Source organism: Erythrobacter sp., assembly GCF_036351135.1.
Taxonomy (GTDB): Bacteria; Pseudomonadota; Alphaproteobacteria; order Sphingomonadales; family Sphingomonadaceae; genus Erythrobacter.
On sequence record NZ_JAZBON010000001.1, the window covers coordinates 57654 to 78334 of the forward strand.

Below are 20681 nucleotides of genomic sequence, written 5' to 3' on the forward strand. Positions count from 1 at the left end.
ACCCCCGACCCCCTCCTTCTCCAAGGAGGGGGAGGAAAGCGCAATCCCCAATGGTCCTAACTGTTTAAGCGAGGGTGTGATCTCACGCTGAACAGGAACATCGTGTCGAGCCGGTCCCATGCGACGCCCCGACGATGAGACTTTCTTAGCCTCGCGCTGATAACGCCATGCTTATGGAAAGGCTCTACGGTCTCGACTTCCTGCGTGGGGTGGCGGCACTTGTCGTGCTGGTAATGCATATTGCCGGGTTTGCGGGCGGGCATCTGGCGGTCGATTTCTTCTTCATGCTGTCGGGCTTCGTAATGGCGCGCAGCTATGAAGCGCGGCTGCGGGACGGCGCGATCTCGCCGCTGGCTTTCGCGAAGATGCGCTTCAAGCGGCTGTGGCCGGTGATGGCGGTCGGCGCCGCGCTCGGGCTCAATGTCGCGATTGCAGTGGCGGGGGTTTCTGCCGATCTGTTCGTTGCCTTCGGCTTCGCGCTGCTGATGCTCCCGGGCAGTCTCACCGTGCCCTATCTCCTGAACCTGCCCGCATGGTCGATCTTCTACGAGTTGCTCGCCAACGTCCTCCATGGTGCGTGGTTCGCGCGCTTGGGGAACCGCGCATTGAACATAATGCTGGCGCTGTGCGGCGCGGCATTCGTCGCCTCGTTCGAAGTGACGGGTTTCCCGCGGATCCTGCACGAGACCGACCTGGCGATGCAGGTCGCGGTCGTGTTTCGCGCGCTCGTTTCCTACCTGATCGGGGTGCTGATGTTCCGCCGCTTCGGCGATTGCGCGCCTGTCGCCGTGCCGCTTGCCGCAGGGGCCGTCTTGCTGGTCGGATATATCGCGCTCGTCTCGCTTTATCCGTTTCCCTTCTGGCCAGTGCCCTTCGTCGCGCTGGTCGCGCCGCTGGCACTGATGGCGGGACTGGATCGCCGCGCGCCGCCGCGGCTCGGCCATATGCTTGGGGAGATATCCTTCCCACTTTACGCGGTGCATTACCCAATCATCACCGCCGTGGCGCTTGCCGGTCTCGGGGCGGGGACGGCGCTGGTCGCCTCGCTTTCGGTCGCCTCTGTGTGGCTGATCGGGTCGCGCTGGCCCGACCCGCCGAGGCCCGCGCCCGCCGCTGCTTGAGCATTGCGCTTTGCCGCGCACGCCGCCATTGCTCGCGCGCGCATGAGCAAGCCAGACGATCCCGACAATGCGGCCGACATGACCGAGGCCGAAGCCGCGAACGAGCTGATGCGGCTGGCGAAGGCGATCGCGAAGCACGATCAGCTGTATCATGCCGAGGACGCGCCCGAGATCACCGACCAGGAATACGATGCACTGGTCCGGCGCAATCGCGAACTGGAAGACACGTTTCCGCATCTGGTGCGCGCGGACAGCCCTTCGGCGAAGGTCGGCCACGAGGTCGCCGGCTCGCCGCTGTCCAAGGTCGCCCACGAGGTTCGCATGATGAGCCTCGAAAATGCCTTCGACCGCGAGGAAGTTGAGGAGTGGGTTCAAAGGGTCGCGCGCTATCTCGCCCTCGATGAAGCGAGCGGCATAGCGATCACCGCCGAAGACAAGATCGACGGCCTGTCCTGTTCGCTGCGCTACGAAGGGGGCGAGCTGGTCCGCGCAGCGACGCGCGGGGACGGGCAGGTCGGCGAGGACGTGACGCCCAATGTCCGGCACATCGCCGACATTCCGCAGAGCCTGCCTGATGGCGTGCCCGACATCTTCGAAGTGCGCGGCGAGGTCTATATGTCGCGCGCCGACTTCGCCGCGCTCAATGCGGCGCAGGCGGAGGCGGGGGGCAAGCTGTTCGCCAATCCGCGCAATGCCGCTGCCGGTTCGCTGCGCCAGAAGGATGCGAGCGTGACGGCGCAGCGCCCGCTCAGATTCTGGGCCTATGGTTGGGGCGCGGCGTCCGATGCGGTGTGCGAGACGCAATACGAGATGATGCGCCGGATCGAGGAATGGGGCTTTCCGGTGTCACCCTTCCTCAAGCTGGCAGACAGCGTCGATGCGATGATCGCGCATTACGAGAAGATTGGTCGGCGGCGGCCCGATCTGCCCTACGAAATCGACGGCGTCGTCTATAAGGTCGATCGGCTCGACTGGCAGAAACGGCTGGGCGCGGTCGGCAAGGCGCCGCGCTGGGCGCTGGCGCACAAATTCCCGGCGGAGCGTGCGGAGACGACGCTCGAGGCGATCGACATTCAGGTCGGGCGCACCGGCAAGCTGACCCCGGTCGGGCGGCTTGCCCCGGTGCTGGTCGGCGGTGTCACCGTCACCAATGTGACGCTGCACAATCGCGACGAGATCGTGCGGCTGGGTGTGCGGCCTGGGGACCGCGTGGTCATCCAGCGTGCGGGCGATGTCATCCCGCAGGTGGTCGAGAATTTGACGCCCGGTGAGAAGCGCGAGAGCTTCACCTTTCCCGATCACTGCCCCGAATGTGGCAGCGAGGCGGTGTCGCAGGAGGGCGAGGTCGATGTGCGCTGCACGGGCGGCCTCATCTGCCCGGCCCAGCGCACCCAGCGACTCGAACATTTCGTCAGCCGCAAGGCGCTCGATATCGACGGCTTCGGCTCGAAGACCATTGCGCAGTTCTTCGCGCTGGGCTGGCTCGAAAGCCCGGCCGACATCTTCCGCCTGAAGCACCGCCGCGAGGACATTCTCGCGCTCGAAGGGTGGCAGGACAAGTCTGTGGACAATCTGTTGGCGGCTGTGGAAAACCGCCGCGAACCCGACGCGGCGCGACTGCTGTTCGGGCTCGGCATCCGCCATGTCGGCGAGGTCACCGCGCGCGACCTGCTGCGGCACTTCCATACGCTGCCCGCATTGCGCGAGGTCGCCGAGAAAGCGCGCGGCGGCGACGAGGAGGCGGCGGGCGAATTGACCGCGATCGACGGCATCGGCAGCGCCGTGGTCGAGGCGCTCGGCGATTTCTTTCACGAACCGCACAATGTCGCGGTGTGGGAAGACCTGCTCGGCGAAGTGTCGCCGCCGCGCTTCGAAATAGAAACGCTGGCCAGCCCGGTCGCGGGCAAAACGGTGGTCTTCACCGGCAAGCTGGAAACCATGAGCCGCGACGAGGCCAAGGCGCAGGCGCAGCGGCTGGGCGCAAAGGCCGCCGGCTCGGTCAGCGCGAAGACCGACCTGCTGGTGGCGGGTCCGGGCGCGGGTTCGAAACTTAAAAAGGCTGAGGAACTCGGCATCGAGGTGGTGGACGAAGCGGGCTGGGCGGACATCGTGCGCCAGGCCGGCTGAGCGATATTGCGCCGATATCGGACCCATCGCGCAGGCAGCCCGTTGCAAACGATATGTCGATCCCCGCGCGCTTCTTGTGGCTCATCCTGCCGCTCCTCGCTTTCGCCATCGCCCTGCCGTTTCTCGTCAGGCCAGAGCGCGGCGAGCCGGCGAGCCGGGTGATGCTGGCGATGGAGGAGCGGATCGAGACGCCCGAGGAACGCGCCTTCGAACAGCGGCTGGAGGAGATCGGCGCCGGGCTGGACGGCGAGGTCGGGATCGCGGTGGTCGACGCCGAGACCGGCTATGCCTACGATTTCGACGGCCATGAGATGTTGCCGCAGCAATCGGTCAGTAAATTGTGGGTCTCGATGGTGGCGCTCGCGCAGGTCGATGCGGGCGAACTCGACCTGGACGAAGGCGTGACTATCCGGCGCGAGGACCTCGTCCTGTTCCACCAGCCGATCCGCGAGATCGTGCGCACGCGCGGCAGCTTCACCAGCGACTATGCCGACCTGCTGCAGCGCGCCATCACCCGCAGCGACAATGCCGCCAACGATCGCCTGCTGCGCCGCGTCGGCGGCGCGGAAGAAGTGCAGGATTGGCTCGACGATAACGACATCGAAGGCGTGCGCTTCGGCCTCGACGAACGCACCAAGCAAAGCGCAATCGCCGGGCTCGAATGGCGCCAGAGCTATTCCTACGGCAACGAATTCTACCAGGCGCGCGACCAGGTTCCCGAGGACGTGCGCCGTGACGCCTTCGAGAGCTATCTCGCCGATCCGGTCGACGGCGCGACGCCGCTCGCCATTGCGCGGGCGCTCGCGCGGCTGGCGAACGGCGAATTGCTGAGCCCGGCCTCGACGCAGGCGCTGCGCGACACGCTGGAGGCGACCCGCAGCGGACCGCGGCGTCTTAAAGGGGGCGCGCCCGAAGGCTGGCGCGTCGAGCACAAAACCGGCACCGGCCAGTTTTTCGACGGCGAGCAATCGGGCTACAACGATGTCGGCATTCTGACCTCGCCCGAAGGCCGCGACTATGCGGTCGCAGTGATGATCGGGCGCACCCGCGAGCCTACCCCTGCGCGCATGGAGATGATGCAGGCGGTGACCGCCGCGGTCGCCGAATTCGACCGCGCGCGCCGGGACGAAAGCGAGCCGCAACTGGCGGCGGCGCGCGGCAGCGAGCCGTCCTAGGTTTGCTGCACGATTTTCACCCCAAGGCGGCGCGCATCGCCGACGGCCTGCGGGCAAGGGGCGAGAAAATCGCGGTTGCCGACGGCGCGACGGGCGGTCTGATCGCCGCCAGCCTGCTGACTGTACCGGGCGCGCTCGAATTCTACGTCGGAGGCGGGGTGGTCTATTCGCTGCGGGCGCGCGACGTGCTGTTCGACCTGCCGGCTTGCGCCTATGACGGCATGCGCTCGGTTACCGAAGATTACGCCCTGCTACAGGCACGCGCGATCCGCGACCGGCTGGGCGCCGATTGGGGTCTGGCCGAAAGCGGCTCTGCGGGGGCGAGCCGGCATCCGATGGGCGTCGCCTCGGGTCGCAGCATCGCCGCCATCGCCGGGCCGGATGGCGATTGGACCGCGGGAATCGAAACCGGCAGCGAGGATCGGATCGCCAATATGACGGCCTTCACCCACAACGCGCTGGACCTCGCCGTGCGGGTCCTCGCCACAGAGGCGTGATCAGTCGTTGGGCATGATATAGATCTCGCGCACCGCCGCCGTGTCGGGCTGCGAGATCGCGTAGACCACCGCATTCGCCACATCCTCGGGCTGGATCTTGCTCGGCTTGGGCTCGTCGAAGAAGGCGGTGTTGACCATCCCCGGTGCAATCACCGTCACCCGCCCGCCCCATTCGCGCATTTCCTCGGCGAGGTTCTCGCCGAAGCCGTGGACGAAATGCTTGGTCGCTGAATAAACCGAGCCCTTGAAGGTGTCGCGGCCGGCCTTGGAGCCGGTGACGAGGAAATGGCCCTTGGTCTTCTTCAAATGCGGGATCGCAGCGTGGGCTGAATAGAGCACGGCGAGGATGTTGACGTGGATCATGTCGTGCCATTCCTGCGGATCGCCGGTCTCGACGCCGGGTTTCTCGACGCCCGTGCCGGCATTGGCATAGACCGCGTCGACGCCGCCGAAATGCTCGGTGGCCTTGTCGAGCGCTTGCCTGGTTTCGTCCAGCTTGGTTACGTCGCAGGGGAGGGCGAGGGCGGTGTCGCCGATCTCATCGGCCAGTGCTTCGATCTTGTCCTTCGAGCGGGCGCAAAGCGCGACATTCCAGCCCGCCTTCGCAGCGGCCCGCGCGGTCGCTTCGCCGATACCGGAAGAGGCGCCGGTGATGAGGATGGTCTTGGCCATGGGGGATGTTCCTTCGGATAGAATAGGGGGTTCGCGTCTCGACCAATCAAGCGTTGGTCGCTGCGATCGGTTCCGCCGGCGCCGGGATCGCCGCTACCACCGGCGGCGGCGGCGCAGCCATAGGATCGCCCAGTCCCCGCGTTCGAGCCGCGCCGCGAGGCGAAAGCCCGCGCGGCGATAGGCGCGCCGCACCTGGGCCTCCTGCTCGCCGTGCAGCAAGCCCGCGAGGAGCAGGCTCGCCCCCGGCGCCGTCGCGGCGGCGAAATCCTCGGCCAGCTCGATCAGCGGCGCGGCCAGGATATTGGCGATCAGCAGGTCGTAGGGACCGCGCACGGTCAGCAGCGGATCCTCGAGCCCCGGCGCGACCACCATGGTAAGCTCGTCGGCCCGCGCGCCCAGCGCGACGTCGTTCATCGCGGCATTGTCCGCGACCACCTCGGCGCACACCGCGTCGATGTCGGAAGCGGTGACCCGTGCCGGGGGCCACAGGCTGAGCGCCGCGAAGGCCAGCAGCCCTGTGCCCGTGCCGATATCGGCGATGGCCCGCGCGCGCATGCCGCTCGCCTTCATCGCGGCGAGCATTTCGAGACAGCCCGCGGTGGTCGCATGCTGTCCGGTGCCGAAAGCCTGCGCGGCGGGAATGGCGAAGTTGATTGCGCCTTCGATCGCCGGGTAGTCTGGCGTGTGAACGTAGAATGGTCCGGCGCGGATCGGCTTCGCGCCCTGCTGGCTGAGCGCAAGCCAGTCCTCCTCGGCAAGCTTCTCCACTTGGATCGCGGGCGCGTCCCCTTCGAACAGCCCCGCCAGCGCGCGTTTCTGCGCTGCACCCGGCCGGCGCGGATACCACGCCTCCAGCACCCAGTCGCCCAGCCGATCCTCGCTTACCTCGCGGCCGGCGATGACGAGGTCCGGGTCCCAGTCCTCGACCTCGTCATGCGTCAGCAATGCGGCCTGGATGAGAGGCTTGGGTGCGTAGGCGGTGAGTTTGTAGGTGGTGGGCACTAGGTTCGAACGCATCCTTCGTCGCCCCCGCGAAAGCGGGGGTCCCGCTTTCTACCGGTTTAGATGTTCGTAAAGGTCTCGCCAATCGGGATTGGCTTTTTCGATCAGTTCGATCTTCCACGCGCGTCGCCATTTCTTGATCGCCTTTTCGCGTTTGATCGCATCCTCGATCGTGTCGTGCCTTTCAACAAACACGAGCCGCGTGAAGCCGTAGCGTTTCACGAATTGCGAACCGGTCCCCTCGCGATGTTGCGCTACCCGCGATGCGATGTCGCTGGTGACACCGGTGTAGATGCCGCCGCGGTATCGATCGCTCATCATGTAGACCCAACCCTCTTTCGTCATCGCGAAAGCGGGACCCCCGCTTTCGCGGGGGCGACGGGTAAGGGCGGGATGTCCATTACCATCCCCTCACCGCACGAAACTGGCCCCATTTGCATCGATCACCGCACCCGTCATGCTCGGCGGCGCGTCGAGGGCGCAGAAGGCGACGATACGCGCGATCTCCTCCGGTTCGGCCACGCGGCCGAGGGGAATGTCGGCGAGCAGGCCAGGTCCACCGCGGCTTTCCAGATAGTCACCGGCCATCGCGGTGTCGGTGAAGCCGGGGGTGACGGCGTAGCTCAGGATGCCCGCGCCGGCATAGGCGCGCGCGATCGTCTTGTGCATCGCCACCATGCCGCCCTTGGCCGCGGCATAGTGCCAGTGCGCGGGGCTGTCGCCGCGATAGGCGGCGCGGCTGGCGACATGAACCAATCGCCCGCGCACACCGTCCGCGTCGGCAGCGCGCTGTTGCCAGTGGCGCACGGCGAACCGGCTGAGCTGCGCGGCGGCGGTTAGGTTGATGCGAAGCGTGTCTTCCCACGCATCGAGCCATTCGATGTCCGAGGCGTCCAGCGGATTTGCCGCGAAAAGCCCGGCATTGTTAACGAGGCAGGCGATCTGCCCATCGGCCTGTTCGAGTGCCGCGTTCCACAGCGTCTGCGCCCCCATCGGATCGGCGAAATCGGCGCCGATAATGGCGGGGTCCGCGCCCTCGCTCGAAGCATGTCCGATCACCCGCACCCCGCGCGCCTCGAGCGCCGCGTGTGTGGCCGCGCCGATCCCGCGGCTCGATCCGGTAACGAGCACGTATCTCATCGCATGTGTCCCATGCGAAAGCCCTATCGGATTTTTTGCAAGTGAAGTCGAGCGCCGCCGGGCTTGCGCGAAGAGCGTCATGCGCTAAGTGAGAGCGGGGGCAATTACCGATTTATGGGACAATCATGAGCCAAAGACCGCTTTCGCCGCACCTTCAGATATGGCGGTGGGGACCGCACATGCTGGTCTCGATCCTGCACCGGGTAACGGGCGACGGGATGGCGCTGGTCGGGCTTGCCGTGCTGGTCTGGTGGCTGGGCGCGCTGGCGAGCGGGCCGGAGGCGTACGAGACCTTCGCCAGCGTCCTGGGGTCGCCGATCGGCTATATCGTGCTCGCCGGGCTCACCTGGGCGTTCTTCACCCACATGATGAGCGGGCTGCGGCACTTCGTGCTCGATATCGGTGCGGGCTACGAGCTCGACACCAATCGTTTCTGGTCGATCGCTTCGCCAGTCATCGCCATCGTGCTGACGGTGGCGCTGTGGGCCTATCTTCTCTTCGTGAAGGGGATCTAAGCGATGGGTAACGGCACCACCATCGGCCGCGTGCGCGGGCTCGGCTCGGCGCATGAGGGCGCACATCACTGGCTCGCCGCGCGCACCACGGCGGCGGGTAATCTGATCCTCATGACCTGGCTTATCGCCAGCTTCGTGATGCTTCCCGACTATAGCTACGCGACGGTCGCGGGCTGGTTGGCGCAGCCGATTGCGGCGGTGCCGATGATCCTGCTCGTTTTCAGCGTGTTCTACCATGCACGGCTCGGCCTGCAGGTGCTCGTCGAGGACTACATTCACGAGCCCGGATCGAAATTCGCGCTTCTGACCGCGCTCAACCTCGCCGCGTTCGGCGGCGGCGCCTTCGCGATTTTCAGCGTCGCCAGCCTCGCACTTACAGGAGCAGCCTGATGGCTACCACGCCAGCAAACGATCCCGGTCCTTCGCTGACCGGTTCCTACAAGATCATCGACCACACCTATGACGTCGTCGTCGTGGGCGCGGGCGGGTCGGGCCTTCGCGCAACGACAGGCGCCGCCGAGGCAGGGCTGCGCACGGCGAACATCTCCAAGGTCTTCCCAACGCGCTCGCACACGGTCGCGGCGCAAGGCGGCATCGCGGCAAGCCTGGGCAACAACACGCCCGATCACTGGACCTGGCATATGTACGACACCGTGAAGGGGTCGGACTGGCTGGGCGACCAGGACGCGATCGAATATCTCGTGCGCGAGGCCCCGCAGGCGGTCTACGAGCTCGAACACGCAGGCGTGCCTTTCAGCCGCAACGAAGACGGCACGATCTACCAGCGGCCCTTCGGCGGTCACATGCAGAATATGGGCGAGGGCCCGCCGGTCCAGCGCACCTGCGCCGCCGCCGACCGTACCGGGCACGCGATGCTCCACGCACTCTATCAGCAGAGCCTTAAATACGACGCGGACTTCTTCATCGAGTATTTCGCGCTTGACCTTATCATGAGCGAAGAGGGCGGCGAGAAGAAGTGCGTGGGCGTGATGGCCATGTGCCTGGACGATGGCACCATCCATCGTTTTCGCGCGCAAAGCGTCGTGCTGGCAACGGGCGGTTATGGCCGCTGCTACTACACCGCGACCTCCGCCCACACCTGCACCGGCGATGGCGGCGGCATGGTGCTGCGCGCAGGGCTCTCGCTGCAGGACATGGAGTTCGTCCAGTTCCACCCCACCGGCATCTACGGCGCGGGCGTGCTCATCACCGAGGGCGCGCGCGGAGAGGGGGGATACCTCACCAATTCCGAAGGCGAGCGCTTTATGGAGCGCTATGCTCCGAGCGCGAAGGACCTTGCCAGCCGCGACGTCGTCAGCCGCTCGATGGCACTCGAAATGCGCGAAGGGCGCGGCGTTGGCGAAGATGGCGATCACATCCACCTACACCTCGACCATATCGATCCCAAGGTACTGGCCGAGCGCCTGCCGGGCATCACCGAAAGCGGCAAGATCTTCGCCGGCGTCGACCTGACGCGCGAGGCGCTGCCCGTTACGCCGACCGTCCACTACAATATGGGCGGCATACAGTGCGACTATCACGGGCGCGTGGTGACGATCGGCCCCGATGGCAATCCCGACCATGTGGTCCCCGGCCTCTACGCCGTGGGCGAAGCGGCCTGCGTATCGGTCCACGGCGCGAACCGCCTTGGCTCTAACTCGCTGATCGACCTCGTCGTCTTCGGACGCGCGACCGGCCTGCACCTCAAGGACAATCTGACGCCCGGCGCCAGCCAGCCCGAACTGCCCAAGGACAGCGCCGACATGGCGCTCACCCGGCTCGACCATTTCCGCTATGCCGATGGCGGCTCGCCCACCGCGGCCATTCGCAGTGATATGCAGAAGGCGATGCAGAAGCACTGCGCAGTGTTCCGCGATCAGGAGCTGATGGACGAAGGCGTCAAACTGCTCGCCGAGCAGAACAGGCGGATGGAGGACATCCACGTCACCGACCAGTCGCTGATCTGGAATAGCGACCTCATCGAAACGCTCGAGCTCGACAACCTCATGGCGCAGGCGAATGTGACGATGGCGAGCGCCGCCAACCGCAAGGAAAGTCGCGGCGCGCACGCGCATGAGGATTATCCCGACCGCAACGATGCCGAGTGGATGAAGCACACCGTCGCCTGGTTCGATGGCTGGGGCGGACGCGGCTCGAACATCCGCATCGATTATCGCCCGGTTCACGAATACACGCTGACCGAGGACGTGACCTATATCGAGCCCAAGGCGCGGGTCTATTGAACGAAAACGGCCCGCGACAGCGCCCTGATAGGGCTGTCGCGGGCCTGCTCGCCGGCTGGCTGCGGATCGGATGCAGCCTGCGGGCGCTTCCTTCGCGCGCCCCTCCCCCCGAGAGGCGCGCGAAGTGACGTCAGGCAGCCGTCATGACCAACTCGCAATCGTGGCATTTTCCGTCAGGCATTGATCCGCCCGCCGGAGCGTTTGCCGCGCCGCGCAGGCCGAACAGCCCGGCCATCGCGGGACGTGCGGTGGGCCGACTTTCGGGAGCCTCTTTCCGCTTGCGGCGCTCTTTTTCCTGAAACTCGTCCATGCTCGTTCTCCTCGTTGACGCAGCATGTATCAGGCGAATCGCGCGGGCCGCTTGTAGTTTTTGGCCAGCCGCGCGAGATTGTCGCTTCGATACAATGGATGGGACCACAATTGTCGCTTCGATACAAATGAAGGGCGTTTGCGGGCGCCTCTTGACGCTAGCGGCGGCCTCGCGGATGGTTCGGCGCGAATGCTCCGCCGCGCCTCGTCCCTCCTCGCCACGCTGACGGCGATCTTCGCGCTCGCGCTCCACCCGGCGGCAGCACAGCAAGCGGAAGACGCGCAGCCGCCCGCGCACACCCAGCCATTCCCCAATCTCGGCCAGGGAGAGACGCGCGAGGAAGTGATCGCGAGCTTCGAACAGGCGCCGCATCTCCAGCGCGGGCTGCCGGTGCGCGAGATGATGGAGCAGCGGCGGCGGCTGGATGCGGCGCTTGGCGCCATCGCCCCGCCGCGGCCCGGGGTGGTCGATGCCTATATCGTAAGCATCGCTCTCGACAGCGATCCGGTCTTCGCGCGCGAGGCCCGCGAGGCGGCGCTTGTGCTGTCGGCGCGTTATGACGGGGCGGGGCGATCGCTGGTTCTGGCAGGGCCCGACGGTGTGCGCGACGATGCCCCGCACGGCTCGATCCGCAGCCTGCTGTTGAGCCTGGGTCATATCGCCGAAATCATGGATCCGGGTGAAGACGTGCTGGTGCTCTACACGACGAGCCATGGGGTGAAGCTTGGCCTCTCCTATCATTACGGCGACACCGGCTACGGTATTCTCTCGCCTGCGCGGCTCAAATCGGTGTTCGACGAGCTCGGGATTGAGCGGCGGCTGCTGATCCTGAGCGCCTGTTTCTCCGGCGTCTTCGTGCCAGTGCTGGCCGGACCCGAGACCGCGATCCTCACCGCGGCGGCGGCCGAGCGCGCCTCGTTCGGCTGCGATCCCGAGAACGATTGGACGTTTTTCGGCGACGCGCTGATCAATCGCGCGCTGCGCCGGCCGCAACCCTTGCGCGAGGCGGCGCATGAGGCGAGCCGCACGATCGCGAAATGGGAGAGCGAGCGGCGGCTGCTCGCCTCGCTGCCGCAAAGCATGATCGGCGCGGGCGCCGAGAGATGGTTGAGCGAGCTCGAGGCGAACATGCCGCGCACCGCGAGCGCACCGGTCGGCCGCCCGGCGGTGGGCGAGTGATCAGGGCGCCGCGGACTCGGCCCGGCGCGCCTCGACGATGGTGACCGGCTGCGCCAGCATCTGACCCTTCATCCAGCCTTCGCCCTTGTCGGGGTCGATTGCGCCTGCATGGATCGCCTTCACCACGTCCATTCCCTCGGTGACATAGCCGAACACGGCGTAGCCGTTTTGCCAGACCGGGTCTTCGGCGGAAGGGTTGGCGTCGAGCCCGGTCTGGTCGCCGATCATGATCGAGAAGTCGCCATTGGCGGTCCCCGGCTCGCCCATCGCCATCGAGAGCGCGCCGCTGGTGTGGCTGAGGCCGGTGAGGGTGGTGGGCTCGTGCGCGATGCCGGGCAGGACGCGTGTCGGATCCCACTGCGTGCCGCCCTGCAGCAGGCCGTTGGGCCCTTCGCCGCGATCCAGGTGCATCGCACGGTAGAACACGGTCCCGTCGAAGCGCCCCTCCTCGACATAGCGCAGGAAATTGCCCGCGGTGATCGGCGCGCGCTCGGTCTCGAGCGCGATGGTGATCGGACCCATCGCGGTGTCGAGCACGACGTCGACGGTTTCGAAGGTCTCGCTTGCCTCGACGCTCGGTTCACCCGTCGGCGTGTCCTGCGCGGCAAGCGGCGCGGCGGAGAGAGCGAGCGCGATCGAGACGATCGCTCCGGGGGCAGCGCTGGATAGGTTCCATGTCATTCATCCGGGTCTATCGACCGTTCGCAGAGAAGCAAGCGGCGAGCGGCGTTGTTCATCCGGGCGCAATGTTTACAGGCGTAGTCGATATGACTACGGGCGTAATCGTAGCGATATGCCGATTGCGCGTGCCGATGCCAATGCCGACGGTGGTGGAGGGACCCCTATGAGCAAAAGCCCGAATGACAGCGACGCCAGATCGTCCGGCCTTGGCCGCGAACGCATCAGCGAGGCCGAACATGCGGTGATGGAGGTCCTGTGGGATCGCGGCACCGCCAGCGCCGCCGATGTCTGCGAGGCGGTCTGCGAGACCCGTGACTGGAGCCTCGCCACCGTCAAGACGCTGCTCTCGCGGCTGGTTCAGAAAGCCGCGATCGAAACCCGGCCCGATGGACGCCGCTATCTCTACAGTCCGGTGATCGCGCGCGACGAATATGTCGGCGGCGAATCGCGCCGGCTGGTCGATCGCCTGTTCGGCGGGCGCGCCGCATCGCTGGTCGCGCATCTGGCGCAGAGCGAAGCGCTGACCGATAACGATCTCGCCGAAATCGAGGCATTGCTGAAGGAGCTGAAGCAATGACCGACTGGCTGCTCGAAACGCTTGTCTGGACCGGTGTGCTGATCGCCGCGGTCCTTCTCGTGCGCCGCCCGGTGGCGCGGTTGTTCGGTCCGCAGGTCGCCTATGGGCTGTGGGCGATCCCCGCGCTGCGACTGGTGCTGCCGCCGATCGAACTGCCCGCCTGGATGAAGCCTGCCGAAGCGGCGGGCGGCGGGGCGGGGGAGCTGGCCTTGCTGCCGGCTTCGTCCCTGCCGGTTGCGAACCCGACACTGATTGCAGCGCCACCCGTTCCGCTCCCCGAAGCCGAAGCGGGGGCCGCAATTCTCGATATGCAGCTCGTGCTCGCCGCGCTTCTCACCGTCTGGCTCGGCGGCGCGCTCGTCTTTCTCTACCGGCGCTTCGATGCCTATTTCCAGCTGCGCGCCGAACTGCTCGAAGAGGGCCGCGAAGTAGGCCGTGACGGACGCATCCGGCTGGTCGAGACCTCGGGGACCGAGGCACCGCTGGCGCTCGGCATTCGCGACAAGGTGATCGCCCTGCCGCCCGGTTTCCTCGCCCAGCCCGACCGCCGGGCGCGCGACCTCGCGCTGGCGCATGAGCTGGCACATCACCGCGCGGGCGATCTGCTGGTCAATTTCCTCGTCCAGCCGCTGTTTGCTATTCATTGGTGGAACCCGCTGGCGCTCTATGGCTGGCTGGCGCTGCGGCGCGATCAGGAGGCAGCCTGCGACGCGCGCGTCATGGCCGACGCGCCGCGCGAGGAACGCCAGGCCTATGCGAGCCTCATCGTCAGCTTTGCCGCCGGTCCCAATGTTGCCCTGGCCGCGCCGATGGCCTGTCCGGTGCTCGGCGACAAGTCGATCATTCACCGTTTGAGGAGCCTCAGGATGAACCGCGCCACGTTCCGCCGCCGCATAGCCGGACGATTGATGCTGGGGGCAGCCGTCGTCGCCCTGCCGGCGACCGCCTCGATCAGCTATGCAGCGAGCGAAGTGCCTCCCGCACCGCCCCTCGCGCCGCCTGCGCCCACCGCGCCGCTAGCGCCCGCCGCGCCGCTCGCTTCGTTCGCGAGCCAGGACGAGGCGCTCCAAGATGGAGAAGAGACGGGAGAAGACGCGATCGTCATCATCGATCCCGATATTGACACCGCGCCGAGCCGCTGGTCCGACCCCGACCCCGATATCGATGTGCAGGTCGATAAGGTCGAAACGCCCAGCGTCGACGCCCGTCCGCGAATATTCATCTCAAGGGACGGCGAGCGGATCAGCAAGGCATTACGGGCAAGGGACGACGCGAAAGTGTTCGCGCGGCTCCATTCCCGTCACCTCGGGGGGCTAAGTGAGGCCGAGCTGGCCGAGATCAGGGCCGAAATGCGCGAAAGCCTAGCCGAAGCCGAGCGCGTGCTTGAGGACGTGCCCGAAATCGTCGAGCGCTCGTTCGCCGCGCGCGCGCTGGCCGAAGAGGGCCGGTTGCGCGGCACTACCCGGATCGAGATGCATTGTGCGAATGGCGGCGAAGACGTCGTCAAGACGATCGAGCGCGAGGATGGCACCGCCACCGTCCTGATGTGCCGCGAGCGCATTCTGGAGCAAGCGCTCAATGGGCTGAAGCAGGCGCGCAATAGCATTGCGAAGAACCGCGAGATGCCCGCCGACACCCGCAGGGAAGTGCTGCGCAGTCTCGATGAAGAGATCAAGGAAATGCGCCGCAAGACGCGCTAGGGCGCCCGCATTCCAACGGGCGCCATTATTCTCACGATACTTCAGTCGCCTGTGCGGTTCACCTGATCGTCCATCGATTGGTCCTCCGCCGCCACGGCTACGATCTCGCGAGGGCGGGCGGGATAATCGCAGCCCTGCGCCAGGCCAACGCCTTTGAGGAAACCGCGCCGGACCAGCCCCGCGGCAGCCGCCAATTCCTGTTCGCGCCGTTTCTCATTGGCACCGGTCACTTCGCGCAGAATCCCGCGAAAGGGCAGGAGCGAGCCGACCACGCTCTGTGCCACGCGGCCCACGCTCAAGCCGCCATCGTCGCCGCGCGGCAGATCGAAATCGTCGCCCAGCGCGTTGTCGAGCTCGGCAATCTTCATATGGATTGCATCGCAGCTCTGCGTGCCCTCGGTTGCGTAGACGTCCGCGAGAGCCTTGAGCAGGATCGGGTCGATATCCTCCGAAGAGATGTTGAGATCGCGAAAGGGGGTTTGAGCCACATCCATCGCGTCGGGTTCTTCCTGCCGCGTCTGGGCGGCGGCGGGGGCGGCAATCGCGCTCGCCACGCAGACGAGTGTCAGGCCGAGCCCTACGCCCTTAGCGGATTTGCGTAATCTGGTCGCAGGCACGGTCGTCTCCCCTTAAGCCCAATTGCAATGCTTCCTGGCGCTGGCGGCTTGTACCATGCGTGAACGTGTCGGGATCGATCCCGCGTCCCGAGCGCCGCTGCAGCGTGTCGTCGCCGATCGCGCTCGCAGCGCGCAGGCCTTCCTGCATGTCGCCGGCTTCCAGCAGATTGCGGTTCTTGCCCGCCCATACGCCGGCATAGCAATCGGCCTGCAATTCCATCAGCACGTTGAGCTGGTTCGCGCGGGACGGATCGGCGCTCTGCGCGCTGCGAATCTGGCCGCTGATGCCGGTGATGGTCTGGATGTGGTGCCCGAATTCATGCGCGACAACGTAGAGCCGCGCGAAATCGCCGCGTTCGCCGGCCATCTGTGCGAGCTCATCGTAGAAGCCGACATCGATATAGATCGTCTCGTTCGCCGGACAGTAAAACGGGCCCATGCCGGTCGACGCGGCGCCGCAGGCGGTGTTGAAGCGCTCGCTGGTGGCAAAGCGCAGGGTCGGCTGGCGAAACTCGTAGCCCTGGTCTGCGAAGACGTCGGCCCAGGTCTGGTTGAGCGAGGTCAGCGCGGCGCAGGTCTCGCTGGCATAGGCGTTGGAGGAACAGATCGCGCTCTCGTTCTCGTTAGCCGGCGCTTGCGTGGTCGCGGTGGTCTGCTGCACGCCTTCGATCAGGCCCAGCGTCTGGCGCGGATCAACCCCGAACACGACCGCGCCGATCAGCGCGATGACGATGCCGACGCAGCCAACGCCGCCCACCGCCCCCGCACGGCCCCCGCGGCCCGTGGTCCCGACATTGATCTTCGACGTGTCGAACGGGTTTAGACGCATGCCTTTGTTCTCCCCTCTGGTGCCGCCGATGCAGCCTATGCCGCCGCGCCCCCGCGCGGGCTTTTGCTGAAGGCAGCGACGCGCTATGGCACCGCCCGATCTGTTTCTTCAATGGTTTATGCAAAGGATTGTGCCCGATGCTGGCAGGAAAGCGCGCGCTCGTAACGGGATCGACGTCGGGGATCGGCCTGGCGATCGCGCGCGCGCTTCGCGCCGAGGGCGCCGATGTCGTGCTCAACGGTTTCGGCGACGAGGGCGAGATCGCGGCGCTGCGCGAGGAACTGGGTGCCGATTACAACGGCGCCGACCTGATGGATGCAGCCGCGATCGCGCGGATGATGGAGGAGGTCGGCCCGCTCGACATTCTGGTCAACAATGCCGGAATGCAGCATGTCGCCCCGGTGGAGGAGTTTCCGCCCGAGAAATGGGACGCGGTGATCGCGCTCAACCTGTCGGCGGTGTTCCACACGACCAGAGCCGCGGTGCCCGCGATGAAGGAAAAAGGCTGGGGCCGGATCATCAACACCGCCAGCGCCCATTCGATCACCGCCTCGCCGTTCAAGAGCGCGTATAACGCCTCGAAACACGCGGTCGCCGGCTTTACCAAGACGATCGCGCTCGAACTGGCGACCAGTGGGGTGACCGCCAATTGCATCAGCCCCGGCTATGTCTGGACGCCGCTGATCGAGGGACAGATCCCCGACACGATGAAGGCGCGGGGCCTGAGCCGCGAGAAGGTCATCGAGGATGTGCTTTTGGCCAAACAGCCGACCAAGAAATTCGTCCAGCCCGAGGAAGTGGGTGCGCTCGCCGTCTTCCTTTGCCGCGAAGAGGCGGGCAACGTGACCGGCGCGAACTGGAGCATCGACGGGGGGTGGACGGCTGAATGACTTCGCGGGGGCGGTTTGAACGCGGCAGTCGGCTGGGCTGGGCGAGGGCGCTGGCGTCGCTCGCGTTCGTCTGCGCCTTGGCCGCCTGCACCACCACGCCCGAACCCGACCCGCTCGCCGCCGAACGCGCCGAAATCGCCGAGCGGATGCGGGCCGATATCACCACGCTGGCGAGCGATGCTTTCGGTGGACGCAAGCCAGGGACGCCAGGCGAAGAGCGCACGCTCGCCTTCCTCTCGCAGCGCATGGCCGAGACCGGACTGGTTTCCGGCACCAACGATCCGGGCAGCGCCTGGCGCGGAGCGGTGCCGCTGGTCAGCACAATCCCGCTCGAAAGCCGCATCACCATGCGCACCAATAAGGGCTCGATCACCTTCGATCCGGACGAAGCCGTCGCCTATACGAGCTCGCGCCGCGCACTGGTCGATGGCACCGGCGTGGTCTTCGTCGGCGAAGATGCAGGCGAGGTTCCTCCCGAAGCAATGATCGGCAGGATCGTGGTGATGCGTGGGCGGCCCGTTATCAACTCGCCGCGGCGCGACCACGTCTTTCAGGCGCGACCCGCCGCGGTCGTGACCGTGCTCGAGAACGAGGCAGAGATTGCCGAGGTCGAGGCGCTGCTGGGCCGCGAAAGGATCGCGCTCCAAAGCGAGGCGAACGACCGTTTCACCGCATTCGTGACCCGCGAGGCGCTGGCCGAGGCATTGCCGGCGGGCGCGTGGGACGCGTTGGTCCAGCGGGCGCGCGGCGATGATTTCATGTTCGAGGAACTCGAAGCGACTATCGCGATCGATGCGCGCACCGAGCGCCGCGAATTTGTCAGCGCCAACCTCCTCGGCCTCCTTCCCGGCACCATGCGCGGTGCAGGCACGGTGCTGGTGCTCGCGCATTGGGATCATTTGGGCGAATGCGCGCCCGGCAAGCCCGATCCGATCTGCAACGGCGCAATCGACAATGCGAGCGGGATCGCCGCGATGCTCGAACTCGCGCGGCGGCTGGGCGCGAGCGGCCCGCACGATCGCGACATCCTGTTCCTCGCCACCAGCGCCGAGGAATTCGGGCTGCTTGGCGCGAAAGCCTTCGTCGCGCGGCCCCCGATGCCGCTCGACAGCATCGTTGCCGCCTTCAATCTCGACACGGCTGCGGTCGCGCCTGCGGGCAGCGCAGTCGGCTTTGTGGGCGAGGGGCGCACCGCACTCGACGAAATCGTCCTTCGGACCTTGCGCGAACAGGGCCGCGAGCTGGGAGACCGCGACTTTGCCGAAACCTTCGTGCAGCGGCAGGACGGTTGGGTCTTGCTCGACGAAGGGGTGCCGACGGTGCTGCTCTCGACCTCGTTTGGCTCGCGGCTCGTCCTCGGGCCCTATCTCACCGAGGCCTATCACAAGCCCGGCGACGAGGGCCGCAGTCTCGAACTGGGCGGGGCGATCGACGACATATTGCTGCACGAAGCGCTGCTCACCCGGATCGCCAGCACCTCGGCCTATCCTGGCGCCTATCCGGCGCGCGATTGATTGCGCGACCAATGGCGGCGAGATTTTCGTCTCGGGAATGACCGGATGACGCGCACTGGATAAGTCGGCCCGGCGGCTCTACATGGACGTGCACGATTCGCTCCGTCCTTCCCAAGCAGAAAGCCCCTCGTGCACACCGACATTCCCCTCGGCCTTACCTTCGACGACGTCCTGCTGCGACCCGCCGAGAGCAATGTCTTGCCCAGCATGGCGGACACCCGGACGCAGCTGACGAAGGATATCGCGCTCAACATCCCGGTATTGTCGAGCGCGATGGACACCGTGACCGAGGCCGATATGGGCATCGTCATGGCGCAGCTCGGCGGGATCGGCGTACTTCACCGCAATCTCGACATCGAGGAGCAATGCGCCGCGGTGCGCGCGGTCAAGCGCTACGAAAGCGGCATGGTGGTGAACCCGATCACGATCGGCCCCGATGCAGCGCTTGGCGAAGCCAAGGAGCTGATGGAAGCCAACCGCATCTCGGGCATCCCGGTGACCGATGCGAACGGCAAGCTTTGCGGCATCCTGACTAATCGCGACGTGCGCTTTGCCGAGAACCCGGCCCAGCCGGTGCGCGAGCTGATGACGACGCAGGACCTCGCCACGGTTCCCCTGGGCACCAGCGGCGAGGAAGCGCGCCGGCTGCTGCACAAGCGGCGGATCGAGAAGCTGTTGGTGATCGACGAGGATTATCGCTGCATCGGCCTTATCACGGTGAAGGATATCGAAAAGGCGGTGACGTATCCCAATGCCACCAAGGACGGCGCCGGGCGCCTGCGGGTGGCGGCGGCGACGACGGTGGGCGATGCCGGTTTCGCGCGGACCGAGGCGTTGGTCGAGGCCGAGGTCGACGTGGTGGTGATCGACACCGCGCACGGTCACAATCGCGACGTTGCGCGCGCAGTCGAACGGGTGAAATCGCTCTCCAACTCGGTGCAGGTGATCGCCGGCAATGTCGCCACCGCCGAAGCGACGCGCGCGCTGATCGATGCGGGCGCGGATGCGGTAAAGGTCGGGATCGGGCCGGGCTCGATCTGCACCACGCGGGTGGTCGCGGGCGTCGGCGTGCCGCAGCTGACCGCGATCATGGAAAGCGCCGGCGAAGCGGCGAAATCGGGCGTTCCGGTGATCGCCGATGGCGGCCTTCGCACCAGCGGCGATGCGGCCAAGGCGCTGGCCGCGGGCGCGTCGAGCGTGATGGTCGGCTCCATGCTGGCCGGCACGGCGGAGAGCCCGGGCGAAGTGTTCCTCTACCAGGGCCGCTCCTACAAGGCCTATCGCGGCATGGGCAGCGTCGGCGCGATGGCGCGGGGCAGCGCCGATCGCTATTTCCAGCAGGATATCTCGGCGCAAAAGCTCGTGCCCGAAGGGATCGAGGGACAGGTCCCGTTCAAGGGGCCGGCGGCCGACGTCATTCACCAGCTGGTCGGCGGCGTGAAGGCGGCCATGGGCTATACCGGCTCCGCCACCATCGCCGATTTGCGCGAACGTGCACAATTCGTGCGGATAACCGGCGCCGGCCTGTCCGAAAGCCATGTCCACGACGTCGCCATCACCCGCGAAGCGCCGAACTATCCGACGAGGTAATCTTTACGTGCTCGCATCCGCGAGCACGTCCTCGCTAGACGCGCAGCTGAAGCTGCGCCCGCTGCGGGCGGGCGGTCGCCCTTGCGGACGCTGCGCGACCGAGATGCGGCGCGAACATTTTAATCTATTGTCATCCCCGCGAAAGCGGGGACCAAGGGGCTGTCCGCGCAGCGCTCGAAGAAAAGCGGAATCCCGCCTTCGCGGGGATGACGGTTGAAGCAGAAGCGACGCAGCCGGCCTCTTCCGCCAACGCAATTCCCAACCGGACCTTTCCTACCCCCACCCGAACATGGCACTAGCTT

General features: G+C 66.4%; 21 protein-coding genes. 13 read left to right on the plus strand and 8 right to left on the minus strand.

Annotated features, from left to right (window positions below):
- Positions 1-173: 173 nt before the first annotated feature.
- The 4 genes from V2I30_RS00325 to V2I30_RS00340 are packed head-to-tail and all read left to right on the plus strand — an operon-like array spanning position 174 to position 4920.
- On the plus strand, positions 174-1121 hold the full coding sequence (locus V2I30_RS00325; protein ID WP_330660060.1) for an acyltransferase family protein: 948 nt from the start codon (positions 174-176) through the stop codon (positions 1119-1121).
- Between the two features lie 42 nt (positions 1122-1163).
- Positions 1164-3248 carry an NAD-dependent DNA ligase LigA gene (gene ligA / locus V2I30_RS00330; RefSeq protein ID WP_330660061.1) on the plus strand — a complete coding sequence of 695 codons (2085 nt, stop codon included), beginning with the start codon at positions 1164-1166 and terminating at the stop codon, positions 3246-3248.
- A gap of 53 nt (positions 3249-3301) precedes the next feature.
- Entirely contained in the window at positions 3302-4423 is a 1122-nt protein-coding gene (locus V2I30_RS00335) for a serine hydrolase (protein WP_330660062.1), read from the plus strand.
- A gap of 2 nt (positions 4424-4425) precedes the next feature.
- Positions 4426-4920 carry a CinA family protein gene (locus V2I30_RS00340; RefSeq protein ID WP_330660063.1) on the plus strand — a complete coding sequence of 165 codons (495 nt, stop codon included), beginning with the start codon at positions 4426-4428 and terminating at the stop codon, positions 4918-4920.
- Here the strand turns inward: V2I30_RS00340 and V2I30_RS00345 are convergent, their stop codons facing one another.
- From V2I30_RS00345 to V2I30_RS00360, 4 genes are all read right to left on the minus strand, one after another.
- Positions 4921-5592 (minus strand): SDR family oxidoreductase, encoded by a 672-nt coding sequence (locus tag V2I30_RS00345; protein WP_330660064.1) that lies wholly within the window; start codon positions 5590-5592, stop codon positions 4921-4923.
- Positions 5593-5685: 93 nt separating this feature from the next.
- A complete protein-coding gene (locus V2I30_RS00350) occupies positions 5686-6594 on the minus strand; it encodes a 50S ribosomal protein L11 methyltransferase (RefSeq protein WP_330660065.1) in 909 nt (302 codons plus the stop codon).
- A 51-nt stretch (positions 6595-6645) separates the two neighbouring features.
- The gene (locus tag V2I30_RS00355) at positions 6646-6939 is read right to left on the minus strand and encodes a GIY-YIG nuclease family protein (protein WP_330660066.1); all 294 of its coding nucleotides are present in this window, start codon (positions 6937-6939) and stop codon (positions 6646-6648) included.
- A 66-nt stretch (positions 6940-7005) separates the two neighbouring features.
- Entirely contained in the window at positions 7006-7734 is a 729-nt protein-coding gene (locus V2I30_RS00360) for an SDR family NAD(P)-dependent oxidoreductase (RefSeq protein ID WP_330660067.1), read from the minus strand.
- 125 nt (positions 7735-7859) lie between these two features.
- Here V2I30_RS00360 and sdhC point away from each other — a divergent pair, with 125 nt between their 5' ends.
- From sdhC to sdhA, 3 genes are read left to right on the plus strand one after another with little or no spacing between them, the layout of a single operon-like run.
- Positions 7860-8249, plus strand: a complete 390-nt coding sequence (gene sdhC, locus V2I30_RS00365; protein ID WP_330660068.1) for a succinate dehydrogenase, cytochrome b556 subunit — start codon at positions 7860-7862, stop codon at positions 8247-8249.
- A 3-nt stretch (positions 8250-8252) separates the two neighbouring features.
- Positions 8253-8639: a succinate dehydrogenase, hydrophobic membrane anchor protein gene (sdhD, locus tag V2I30_RS00370; protein ID WP_330660069.1), complete on the plus strand. Its 387-nt coding sequence runs from the start codon at positions 8253-8255 to the stop codon at positions 8637-8639.
- Positions 8639-10492 (plus strand): succinate dehydrogenase flavoprotein subunit, encoded by a 1854-nt coding sequence (gene sdhA, locus V2I30_RS00375; RefSeq protein WP_330660070.1) that lies wholly within the window; start codon positions 8639-8641, stop codon positions 10490-10492. The genes sdhD and sdhA overlap by 1 nt, the downstream gene beginning before the upstream one ends.
- A 130-nt stretch (positions 10493-10622) precedes the next feature.
- Here sdhA and V2I30_RS00380 read toward each other — a convergent pair whose 3' ends face one another.
- A complete protein-coding gene (locus V2I30_RS00380; protein WP_330660071.1) occupies positions 10623-10802 on the minus strand; it encodes a hypothetical protein in 180 nt (59 codons plus the stop codon).
- Between the two features lie 189 nt (positions 10803-10991).
- Between V2I30_RS00380 and V2I30_RS00385 the strand changes: the two genes are divergently transcribed.
- Positions 10992-11981: a C13 family peptidase gene (locus tag V2I30_RS00385; RefSeq protein WP_330660072.1), complete on the plus strand. Its 990-nt coding sequence runs from the start codon at positions 10992-10994 to the stop codon at positions 11979-11981.
- Here V2I30_RS00385 and V2I30_RS00390 read toward each other — a convergent pair whose 3' ends face one another.
- Complete coding sequence (locus V2I30_RS00390) at positions 11982-12662, minus strand: peptidylprolyl isomerase (protein ID WP_330660073.1); 681 nt, start codon at positions 12660-12662, stop codon at positions 11982-11984.
- Between the two features lie 163 nt (positions 12663-12825).
- Here V2I30_RS00390 and V2I30_RS00395 point away from each other — a divergent pair, with 163 nt between their 5' ends.
- Together V2I30_RS00395 and V2I30_RS00400 are read left to right on the plus strand one after the other, a co-directional pair.
- The gene (locus V2I30_RS00395) at positions 12826-13239 is read left to right on the plus strand and encodes a BlaI/MecI/CopY family transcriptional regulator (RefSeq protein ID WP_330660074.1); all 414 of its coding nucleotides are present in this window, start codon (positions 12826-12828) and stop codon (positions 13237-13239) included.
- Entirely contained in the window at positions 13236-14939 is a 1704-nt protein-coding gene (locus V2I30_RS00400) for a M56 family metallopeptidase (protein ID WP_330660075.1), read from the plus strand. Before V2I30_RS00395 ends, V2I30_RS00400 begins: the two co-directional genes overlap by 4 nt.
- Positions 14940-14980: 41 nt before the next feature.
- Here the strand turns inward: V2I30_RS00400 and V2I30_RS00405 are convergent, their stop codons facing one another.
- Together V2I30_RS00405 and ypfJ are read right to left on the minus strand one after the other, a co-directional pair.
- Positions 14981-15556 carry a hypothetical protein gene (locus tag V2I30_RS00405; RefSeq protein WP_330660076.1) on the minus strand — a complete coding sequence of 192 codons (576 nt, stop codon included), beginning with the start codon at positions 15554-15556 and terminating at the stop codon, positions 14981-14983.
- Complete coding sequence (ypfJ, locus tag V2I30_RS00410) at positions 15525-16385, minus strand: KPN_02809 family neutral zinc metallopeptidase (protein WP_330660077.1); 861 nt, start codon at positions 16383-16385, stop codon at positions 15525-15527. The genes V2I30_RS00405 and ypfJ overlap by 32 nt, the downstream gene beginning before the upstream one ends.
- A gap of 137 nt (positions 16386-16522) precedes the next feature.
- Between ypfJ and V2I30_RS00415 the strand changes: the two genes are divergently transcribed.
- From V2I30_RS00415 to guaB, 3 genes are all read left to right on the plus strand, one after another.
- Entirely contained in the window at positions 16523-17275 is a 753-nt protein-coding gene (locus V2I30_RS00415; RefSeq protein WP_330660078.1) for a 3-hydroxybutyrate dehydrogenase, read from the plus strand.
- Positions 17272-18789, plus strand: a complete 1518-nt coding sequence (locus tag V2I30_RS00420; protein WP_330660079.1) for a M20/M25/M40 family metallo-hydrolase — start codon at positions 17272-17274, stop codon at positions 18787-18789. The genes V2I30_RS00415 and V2I30_RS00420 overlap by 4 nt, the downstream gene beginning before the upstream one ends.
- A 129-nt stretch (positions 18790-18918) precedes the next feature.
- Positions 18919-20379, plus strand: a complete 1461-nt coding sequence (gene guaB, locus V2I30_RS00425) for an IMP dehydrogenase (protein ID WP_330660080.1) — start codon at positions 18919-18921, stop codon at positions 20377-20379.
- The last annotated feature ends 302 nt before the right edge of the window (positions 20380-20681 follow it).